The 9758-nt window shown below is 62.3% G+C and carries 10 protein-coding genes; all 10 read right to left on the bottom strand.

The window, feature by feature from the left end:
- Nucleotides 1-279: hypothetical protein (locus tag NKI61_RS31060; RefSeq protein ID WP_352842176.1), on the bottom strand; the 279-nt coding region annotated here is incomplete at its 3' end.
- A gap of 548 nt (nucleotides 280-827) precedes the next feature.
- Nucleotides 828-1739, bottom strand: a complete 912-nt coding sequence (locus NKI61_RS31055) for an ABC transporter permease (protein ID WP_023710456.1) — start codon at nucleotides 1737-1739, stop codon at nucleotides 828-830.
- On the bottom strand, nucleotides 1736-2836 hold the full coding sequence (locus NKI61_RS31050; RefSeq protein ID WP_023671209.1) for an ABC transporter permease: 1101 nt from the start codon (nucleotides 2834-2836) through the stop codon (nucleotides 1736-1738). Before NKI61_RS31050 ends, NKI61_RS31055 begins: the two co-directional genes overlap by 4 nt.
- On the bottom strand, nucleotides 2833-4356 hold the full coding sequence (locus tag NKI61_RS31045) for an ABC transporter ATP-binding protein (RefSeq protein WP_352842174.1): 1524 nt from the start codon (nucleotides 4354-4356) through the stop codon (nucleotides 2833-2835). Before NKI61_RS31045 ends, NKI61_RS31050 begins: the two co-directional genes overlap by 4 nt.
- 3 nt (nucleotides 4357-4359) lie before the next feature.
- Nucleotides 4360-5457, bottom strand: a complete 1098-nt coding sequence (locus NKI61_RS31040) for a BMP family ABC transporter substrate-binding protein (RefSeq protein ID WP_352842178.1) — start codon at nucleotides 5455-5457, stop codon at nucleotides 4360-4362.
- A 26-nt stretch (nucleotides 5458-5483) separates the two neighbouring features.
- On the bottom strand, nucleotides 5484-6863 hold the full coding sequence (locus NKI61_RS31035; protein ID WP_023700478.1) for an amidohydrolase: 1380 nt from the start codon (nucleotides 6861-6863) through the stop codon (nucleotides 5484-5486).
- Nucleotide 6864: 1 nt separating this feature from the next.
- Entirely contained in the window at nucleotides 6865-7524 is a 660-nt protein-coding gene (locus tag NKI61_RS31030) for a glutathione S-transferase family protein (protein WP_023689145.1), read from the bottom strand.
- Nucleotides 7521-8366 carry an aromatic ring-hydroxylating oxygenase subunit alpha gene (locus NKI61_RS31025; protein WP_023689146.1) on the bottom strand — a complete coding sequence of 282 codons (846 nt, stop codon included), beginning with the start codon at nucleotides 8364-8366 and terminating at the stop codon, nucleotides 7521-7523. The genes NKI61_RS31030 and NKI61_RS31025 overlap by 4 nt, the downstream gene beginning before the upstream one ends.
- Complete coding sequence (locus NKI61_RS31020; RefSeq protein WP_023683609.1) at nucleotides 8363-9016, bottom strand: Rieske 2Fe-2S domain-containing protein; 654 nt, start codon at nucleotides 9014-9016, stop codon at nucleotides 8363-8365. Before NKI61_RS31020 ends, NKI61_RS31025 begins: the two co-directional genes overlap by 4 nt.
- Before the next feature lie 157 nt (nucleotides 9017-9173).
- Nucleotides 9174-9440: an acylphosphatase gene (locus tag NKI61_RS31015; protein ID WP_023689148.1), complete on the bottom strand. Its 267-nt coding sequence runs from the start codon at nucleotides 9438-9440 to the stop codon at nucleotides 9174-9176.
- Nucleotides 9441-9758: the final 318 nt, after the last annotated feature.

Below are 9758 nucleotides of genomic sequence, written 5' to 3'. Positions count from 1 at the left end.
CGATACGCCGGCGCCGGCGGTAACGCCGCTGCCAACCGAGGCGCCGACACTGGCGGTGGTGCCGCTGGTGCCTCCGACCGTCGCTCCGGCATTGACGCCCTTGCTCCCGCCGACCGAGACACCGACGCCAAGCCCGCCGCCACTGCCGCCGACCGAAACACCCACCCCACCGCTGCCGCCGATGCCCACACTGAGCCCGCCCGCGCCAGCCGGAAAGCACAAAGCTACGGAAACCGCGCCGCCGGCCAAGACCTTTGTTAAACTTTTAAAGAAATCCATAACGCCGCTCCCCGTGCTGGTTGCCTGGACGCAGGTTGAACAGCATCCGTTACCAATATGATTACGCGAGTGTAGCGTTTTTAGTTTCTGCAAGAATAGGTAGTATTGGAAATCGTTGTTATGGCTTCTTGCGGCGACCGGAATATATATGTTGGAATTGGCGGAAAAAATCGAGGATTTGCGGTTAGACTCGGAACCTTAGACAGGCAGGACGAGTGCTCGCATGCGGGAATTTACCGGGCGCATGCCTCAGGCCATCTTGCGACGCCGCTTCCCTAGGCTGCGGTGGAGAATGGACCCTCGAGAATGGGGCTCGTACTGCAGAAAAGGGGACGATCCAAGAAACCCGCGACGATCTCCACCGATGTCGGGCGCGTTGTGCGCCACATCGTTCCGCTGCTCGCAGTCGACGGCGTCAGCGCTACCCTTGCGGGCATACCTTCGCCCCGTTTGGCGTTTCTGCCCTTTGGATCGGATGCCGATCGTCCGCTGGCGTTTCGAATCTCCTTCAACTTACGCCGAGTTTCGCAAATCCACTTTAATCCCGGCTAACGTTCGAAGGGTTCGCCAAGCGAGGCGACACCGTTCAGCCTGAGCAAGCGGCGGTCCGCCGAGATGACACCGAGCACGACGATCGTAACGAGATAGGGAAGGCTGGAAAGCAGTTGCGATGGCAAGTCCAGACCGGTCGCCTGGGCGGCGAGGCTCATCAGCGAAACCGCACCGAAGAGGCAGGCACCCAGGAAGATGCGGCCAGCGAGCCACGTACCAAAGACAACGAGTGCGATCGCGATCCAGCCACGTCCGGCAATCATACCGTCCGCCCAAAGGGGCGTGTACACCGCCGCCGCATAGGCGCCGGCAAAACCCGCCATCATGCCACCAAAAGCTATGGCCGCGATACGGATAGCGATGACCGGATAGCCGATGGCATGGGCTGCCTTGGGATTCTCGCCGATTGCCCTCACGACAAGGCCGACTCTCGTATAGGCAAACATCGCCCAGATCGCAAACGTCACGGCAAGGGAAAGCCATACGACGACGTCCTGGACAAACAGCCTGCCGACTACCGGGATTTCCGAGAGGCCGGGAAAGGCAAGTTTCGGGAGCCCCTTGACCGTCAAGCTCTCGTAGCTTTTGCCGAACAGCGCCGAAAGGCCTTGGCCGAGAATGCCGATCGCAAGGCCTGTCGCGACCTGGTTTGCCCGGAATCCGAGTGCCAGCACTGCAAAGACGAGGGACAGGACGGCGCTACCGAGGCCGGCGGCAACGAACCCCAGCAGGTGTCCACCGCCGTGGTAGACGACGATGAACGCGAGCACCGCGCCGAGGGCCATCAGGCCCTCTACGCCGAGGTTAAGAACGCCGGCGCGCTCGACCACCAACTCGCCGAGTGCGGCAAGGAGAAAGGGGGTTGCCGCTGCGAGCATGCCCGAAATAATGAACTCGACGGCGTTCATGGCTGGCTCAGGTGATGGGGGCGGCGCCACTCGATGCGGTAGCGCACGAAGGCCACAGCGCCGAGATAGGCGAGCAGCAAGCTGCCTTGGAAGACGCGGACGGCGGCGATCGGCAGGTTTGCCGACACCATCGCATTGTCGCCGCCGATATAGAGGACAGCCATAAAGAGCGCGGAAAAGATGATGCCGACTGGATGCAAGCCGCCGAGATAGGCGACAATGATGGCCGCATAACCGTAGCCGGTCGAGATCGAGCGCTGCAGCTGGCCGAGCGGACCCGCGACTTCCGCCGCGCCTGCCAGTCCCGCCGCCAAGCCACCGATCAGAAGCGATAGCCAAATCGCACGCCCTTCGCTGAAGCCGGCGTAACCGGCCGCGCGCGGGGCAAGGCCGCCGACCTTGAGCTTATACCCCATGAAGCTTCGCTGCATGAAAACCCAGGCCACCAGCGAGAGCGCAAGTGTGATGAGCAGCGAGACGTTGACGCGGGTACCGGTGATCAGGGTCGGCACCATCGCGTCGTTCTGAAACATGACGGATTGTGGGAAATTGAAGCCGGCCGGGTCCTTCCATGGGCCGAGCAGCAAGTAGTTGAGGACTTGCGCCGCAACGAGGCTCAGCATCAGGGAGACCAGGATCTCGTTCGCATTGAGCCTGACGCGCCAGAAGGCGGTGATAGATGCCCAAAGTGCACCGCCGAGGGCACCGAGAAGCAGCATCAGCGGCCAGATCCACTGCCCGGTCGCCTGCGGAAACCAGACGGGGATCGCCGAGGCGAAAATAGCGCCCAGGATAAACTGGCCCTCCGCGCCGATGTTGAACACTTTTGCGCGGAAACCGATCGCCAGCCCCTGAGCAATGAGGAGAAGGGGCCCCGCCTTCAGCAGCACCTCCGCAAACGATGCCCAGGAGAGGAACGGCTCGAGAAGCATCGCGTACAGGACGGCCGCCGGATCTCGGCCTATCAGCACATAAAGGCCCAGATTGAGGATGATCGCCATGCCAAGCGCGACAGCCGGGGCCAGCATGGCCGCGACGAGCGAGGCATGCTCCCGGCGGACGAGCGCGGGGAGGAACGGCGCGGCCCAAACGCTCATGCAGGAACCTTCTCTGGCGAGGCATGTGCTCCGATCATGTATCTGCCGATGTCTTCGGGGCGCGTGTCCCGCGTGACCAGAGGCGGACTCAGCATTCCATGATGGAGCACCTGGATGAAATCGCAGAGTTCGAAAAGTTCCTCGAGTTCCTCGGAAATTACGAGGATCGCCACGCCCAGGTTGCGCAACGCGATGAGCCGCCTTCTGATGGCGGATGCAGCGCCAATGTCTACACCCCAGGTTGGCTGCGCCACGAAAAGCAGTTTTGGCGACAGCATCATCTCGCGACCGACGATGAATTTCTGCAAGTTGCCGCCGGACAGCGAGCCCGCTTCGGCATCCGGGCCGGAGGCGCGGACGTCGTACCGACGGATGCATTCGCTGGTGAAAGCCGTCGCTCCGGCGCTGTTGATGAGGCCGCGCCTCACGAGATCGAAAGGATGGGCGGTAAGAACGGTGTTGAGCACGAGCGACATTTCAGGGACCGCGCCGCGTCCCAGCCGGTCTTCGGGCACGAAGGCGAAGCCAAATCTCCTGCGCGCGGCCGCATCGAGTGTGCCTACGTCGCGGCCCATCATGTAGATCCGGTCGCGTTGTTCCTTCAGCAGCATCGCTTCGCCCGAGATGAGCGCGGCAAGCTCGCCTTGGCCATTGCCCGATATTCCGGCTATGCCAAGGATCTCGCCTGATCGTACCGTGAGGCTGATGCCGGAGAGCGGCGTGGCAAAGGGGTCGTCCGGCGTGTAGTCCATGTCGATTATTTCCAGCCGCTTCTCCCCCTCGGGCATGGCCAACGCGGGCATCACCTCGGGCATGTCGCGGCCGATCATCATCCGGGCGAGGTCGTGCGCATCATGGTCGCGCGGGTCGACGGTGCCGATAACGCGCCCTCCACGCAAGACCGTCGCCTGGTCACAGATCGTGCGAATTTCCTCCAGTTTGTGGGAGATGAACAGGATGGACACGCCGCGGTCGCGAAGGCGCCTGAGCGTGTCGAACAGCTTCTTCACCGCCTGCGGCGGCAAGACCGAGGTCGGCTCGTCGAGAATGAGCAGCTTCGGGTCCGTCATCAGGCAGCGGATGATCTCCACCCGCTGCCGTTCGCCGACCGAGAGCGCGTGCACATCGGCGAGAGGATCCACTTCAAGGCCGAAATCCTGGCCGAGGCTGCGGATGCGCCCCGCCAGCTCCGCCTTGCCGCCGGGGACGACGAGCTGGATGTTCTCGACGACAGTCAGCGTCTCGAACAGCGAGAAATGCTGAAAGACCATGCCGATGCCCCTGCGCCGTGCCTCAGCCGGCGAGGCAAGGCGCAGATGCTCTCCGTTCCAGACGACGGTGCCTTCGTCCGGCTGTTCAACGCCATAGATGAGCTTCATCAGCGTCGATTTGCCCGCCCCATTCTCCCCGAGGATCGCATGGATCGATTGGGGCGCCACGTCCAGATCGATGGCTTGGTTGGCCCGGATCTGGCCGTAGCTCTTCGAGATGCCGCGGAGCGACAGAAGGGGCGGGGTCATGACTTACTTCGGCAGTGGTGTGGTGACACCCTTGACGTGCCAGTCCATCGCGACGATCTCGGGATCCGCTATCGTCGCACCGGCGGCGGCGGCTTCGCTGCCGTCGGTCTTGGTGATTGGACCTGTGAAGGGCGAGAAGCTGCCGTCGGCGATCTTCGCCGCCACTTCCTTGATCTTCGTCATCGTGTCGGCTGGGATATCTGAGTTCCAGTCCACGACCTCCACCACCTTTTCGGCGACGCCGAGGAAGGTGTTGGCGCCCTTGAAAGTTCCGGCGAGATGGGCATCCACGGAAGCCTTGAAGAAGGGCGACCAGTCTGTCGCGATGCAGCCGAGATATTTCTTCGGTGCATATTTCTTCATCGACGAATTGAGGTTGAACGCGTAGACGCCAGCCTCCTCGCAGGCCGAGATCACGGAGGGTGTGTCCTGCGCGTTCGAGAAGATCACGTCGCAGTTCTGTGCCATCAGCGCCTTGGCGGCTTCCTGTTCCTTGGCCGGGTCGAACCAGGAGTTCACCCAGACGACCGATACCTCGATATCGGGATTTACGGTCTGTGCGCCGAGCGTAAATGCGTTGATCGAGGTGATCAGCTCCGGAATGGCGAAGGCCGAGACGGAGCCGACCTTGCCGGTCTTGGAAAGAGCTGCGGCGGCTATGCCGAGCAGGTAAGTGCCCTGGAAATACTTCGCCGCGAAGGGCGAGAAATTCGGCGCGGTCTGGAAGCCGGAGGCATGCAGCACGGTGACCGCAGGATCGCGGCGGGCGATCTGTAATGCACCATTCTGGTAGCCGAATGAGCCGGCGATCAGGAACTTGTTACCGTCGGCGACGGTCTTGTTCATGATCCGGTCGGCGTCCGGCCCTTCGGCGATGTTCTCGATGACGGTGATCTTCACCTTGTCGCCGTATGCGGCCTTGACCGGCTCGAGGCCGGCGGCGAGCGCATGGCCCCAGCCGACATCGCCGACCGGCGACGGGAGCACGAGCGTGATACCGAGCGGCTCGTCGGCCGCAAAGGCGGGACGGCTGCCAAGCGCGCCGGCAAGCCCTGTCGCGGCAAGGCCCTTCATCAGAGTTCTGCGGGTCAGATAGTTCAGCATGTCAGTTCCCCTGTCTTAAGTTGTTAGAATTCCACCGCGGCAAAGGCGGCTTCCGCGTCCGCAGCAAGCCGGGCCTCGTTCAGCCCGGTAAACGCACCCTTCTCCCAGACGATGCGGCCGTTGATCATGGTCATGTCGGTGGGCATGCCGATACCGACCTTGGCGATCAGGCTCAATGGATCGTGGCGCGTGCCGACATAATCCATGCGGCGCGTGTCGATCGCGAAGAGGTCGGCGCCCATGCCGGGCGACAGTCGGCCGATGTCATTGCGGCCCAGAAGCGCGGCCCCGCCCGTTGTCGCATAGCCGAGGAAATCGACCGGCGCAGGCACGGGATGAGCGCGCGTCGAGGCCGCCAGGCATTGCAGCATGTAGGCGGAATGGATGCAGTGCATGAGGTTGGAGTTGTCGTTCGAGGCAGCACCGTCGCAGCCGAGACCGACGCGCAGGCCAAAGGCGGACATGGCGGGAATATCAGTCACCTCCGCACCCACCAGATAGACCGGCTCCGGGCAATGCGAGACACCGGTGCCGCTCGCCGCCATCAGCCGCAGTTCGTCATGCGTCAGCTCCCAGCAATGGGCATAGAAAGTGTCTCGGCCGGCAAATCCGAGGTCCTCGAGATAGTCCACCGTACGCATGCCATGGCGGGCCTCGATGATCGGGCTTTCGCCCTCGCCGACATGGGTGTGCATCCGCACCCCGCGATCACGCGCCAGCGAAACCGATTCCACGAAGGTCTCGCGGTAGCAGTTGACCGGCTGGCAGGGAGCGACCACGACCTGACGCATGCTGAAGGGACTGGTGTCGTGATAAGTGTCGATGAGGCGTGCGCAGTCGGCAATGAATTCGTCCGTGGTCTCCAGCATCTCGTCTGGAATGGTCGAGCCTTCCGATTTTGGCAGCGTGTTGCCGCCGCGGCCGGCATGGAAACGCATGCCGAGAAGATCGGCCGCTTCGAACTGCCGGTCGATGAGCCGTTTTCCGGCATGGCGCGGAAAATTGTACTGGTGGTCGAAGGCCGTCGTGCAACCGTGCTTTATCATCTCTGCCATCGCCGTGATCGAGGCGTGGTAGAAACAATCCTCGTTGAGCCGGGAGAAGATCGGATAGATCCGGTCGAGCCATTCGATGACCGACAGCTTCGTCCAGTCGAGTTCGGCACGGTTGCGCACAAAGCACTGAAAGAAGTGATGGTGCGTGTTGACGAGGCCGGGATAGACGAACCAGCCGTCGGCGTCCTGCACGATAGTACCGGCCGGCAACTCGCTTCTGTGCAGGCCTTGCCCGATTGCCTCGATCTGCGGGCCATTCGTCAGCACATCGACATTGCGCCGGACGCTCGGACCCCTGCCCTCGTCGGTGATGACCGCTGCGCAATTCTTCAGGAGATAGCCGGTCACCTCACGCCTCGTCCAGCATGGGTCGCGGTTCGGGCTTCAACTCGTGCAGCCGGTGGATACCGGGCATCTCGATGAAATTGTCGAGGCTGCGGAGCGCTCGCGACCAGAGCCGGATCGTGGGATACGAATCGAGGGAAACGCCGCCGTCGGGCGCGAGCGCGACATAGGGAAAGCAAGCAATGTCGGCAATCGTCGGCCGGTCGGAAGCGAGAAACCGGTCGCCACGCATTTTTTGTTCGAAGAGGCCGGCTTCCAGCTCACGTAGTGCCGCTATGCCATTGGCCTGAAGCGCACCGATGTCACCGGGGCGCAGCAGCATCTCATGCAGGCGCGCGCCGCCGAGGTTGGCGGTCAGCCTGTGCGAGAAGGAAAGCCATTGCTGGATGCGCGCCGTCTCCTCGGGGGCGCCGCTGCCGAGCCAGGCCGGTGCTGCCTTCGCGGCGAGATAGCCAAGCATGGCGGAAGACTCGGTCAGGATCAGGTCGCCGTCTTCAAGGATCGGGATGGAGCCTCCCGGATTAAGCGCCATAAGCTCGGGGCCACGATGCTCGGCGCCGGGATGGAAGTCGACCGGGCGGATTTCGAGCTTCACACCTGACAGCGTCGCCATCAGGCGCACCTTGTAGCAACTTGGGGAGAGGATGTAGTCGTAAAGCTTCACTGTGCCACCAATTGCGCGCCGTAGGTATAATTGTGGCGCTTCAGCCAGCGGCGATAGGCGACCGAGGTCAGGTCGGCGCGCGTCGGGATTTCCATGCCGGGATCGAGCGGCAGAAGACGCGGGATCTGGTTTTCGAGGATCGAGCGGTCCTGCAGGAAAATCGTCTGCTGGAAATGGATGAGGTCGGTCTGTGGCGTCTCGTCATCGAAAAGCGCCATCCACGGCCAGACGTCGCAGAGATCCTCGGCAAGCGGTTGGACGAATAGCGTAATGACATCCCATTCGCCCGGGCGCGGCGGGCAGGTCTTGTAGAGGACTGAGCAGGTCGGAGCCGGCACGCGGTACATGTATTCCGTCGTGATACCTCCGCTCGCGGATTTCGCCGCCTGCGGCTGGTAGAACTTCACCTGGGTCGCCCAGACCTCGTCCTCTTCCTCGCGGATCTCGACCTTGTAGTTTTCGACCTCGGTATGCGGCTCCGAGCCGAGGATGTCGGTATGGACGAAGGGGAAGTGTGCGATGTCGAGGAAGTTCTCGACGGCGCGGAGCGGCGAGCAGCGCACCCGCACCACGCCGACATCGACGAAGCGGCGCCCGGGCTGGTCTGCCTCGGGAATCGGGAAGACCGGTTTCTTCGGTTCGCCGAGCGACGACCAGATATGGCCATAGCGCACCGAAACCGGCAGCACGCGCCCGTTTTCGCCTGTCACTTTCGCCGCGCCATCGGCGTCGAGCGCAACCTTGATCGGCTCGTCCATCAGGGTGGTCTCGCGCCCATAGCGGTCGAGCCGGCTGAAAAGCCCGACCGGATACCATTCGTCGCGCATCGCATCGTCGATCATGGCACAGCCCCTTTCGCCTCGATCCCTTCGGCCATGCGCCGAAGGCTCTCGGCGGCTCGCGAGGCGGCGATGCGCTCGGACGCATCGCAATCGGCTGGAACAAGGACGTGGATCAGCGTCTCGCCGGCTTCCTGCGGGATAGGCAGCAGGCGAATTGCCGGCGCGCCGGGCGCCTGCCAGACGTATCCTTCAACGGTGGCCTTCGTACCGGCAGCGACCGAGAGCGCCGAATGTCCGGCACGGGCCGTCAATGAACGGAGCGGCACGTAACCCTCAAAAAGGGGTGGCTTGCCATCAGGCTCTCCATCAGCGACCCAGATGATCCCGCCGGCCTCTTCGACCAACCGGGTCGCAACGCGAATCGTCTCCGGCGGCGTGAGGCTGGGATGGGCCGGAATGCGCAGGCACTGACCGGCCTGCGAATAGGTCCAGCCGTGATAGATGCAGGAGAGCGCCTCGCCGCGCACGAAGCCATGGGAGAGGCGCATACCGCGATGCGGACAGCGATCCGCCGATGCCGCCAAGCGCCCCGATTGGCTTCGCCAGAGGGCAATGGGACCGGCGGGCGTCCGCGCCGGCATTACCTGTCCTGTTGGCAGATCCTGGGTAAGGGCGACCGGCACCCAGGTGTCCGTCTTGTCGGACAGCATGACCTTACTTTCCGTACTGATACTACTGTTTCCCGACCAGAGAGATGCCGGCGCAAGGAGTTGGCGAACCGCTCGATGCGGCTGACGTATGCATAATTATTTCGCAATTGCAATATTGATTAAATTAAGTGCAAACGGAGGGTAACCACACGCAAGGCTATATGTTTTTTTGCTCGACAGGCGCGCGGTCGATCGTCTCGACCCAGACTTCAATGGGCCCAAGCGAACATCCCATCTCCATCATGTCGATCAGTTCCGCCGCACCGGCAATATCGAGTTCGATGCGATCGGTGCTTGCATGAGCGATGTGGTGCGCGAGACCGAGCTTGGCCGCATGGCGCATGATCCAGGGCAGGAAGGACGCGGGTTCGAGGTGGCCGCGAATGGTCATCCGCTCATGCAAGCGGTGTTGACTTTGCTTCATCACGAACGCGCGCCTTGGTGTCACGGTCAGCAGCATAGCGTCTGACTGAACGGGCGGAAGTGGTAATCGACGCGCCAATAACACCGAATATCGACTGATCGCCCGTGCCTAGACCCGGGCACTCATGCATGTCGCCCAGAAGTGCCGAGGTTGTGGGACAACGACATGCATTAAACAAAGACTTCAAGCGGTCGCATGAATCCGTTCAGCGCGACGCTCTTTAGGGTTATCCAAGCTATTGTAATGCATATGCCCTTCCCGAGAGATGGGTGACAGTTCATTCCGGAGACATGGGTTACACTTTCGGCCCTTTGCAAG

The sequence above is a fragment of the Mesorhizobium sp. M0514 genome, assembly GCF_040321145.1.
GTDB lineage: Bacteria > Pseudomonadota > Alphaproteobacteria > Rhizobiales > Rhizobiaceae > Mesorhizobium.
The sequence above is the reverse complement of the archived record's forward strand: the minus strand, read 5'-3'. Positions and strand labels throughout refer to the sequence as shown.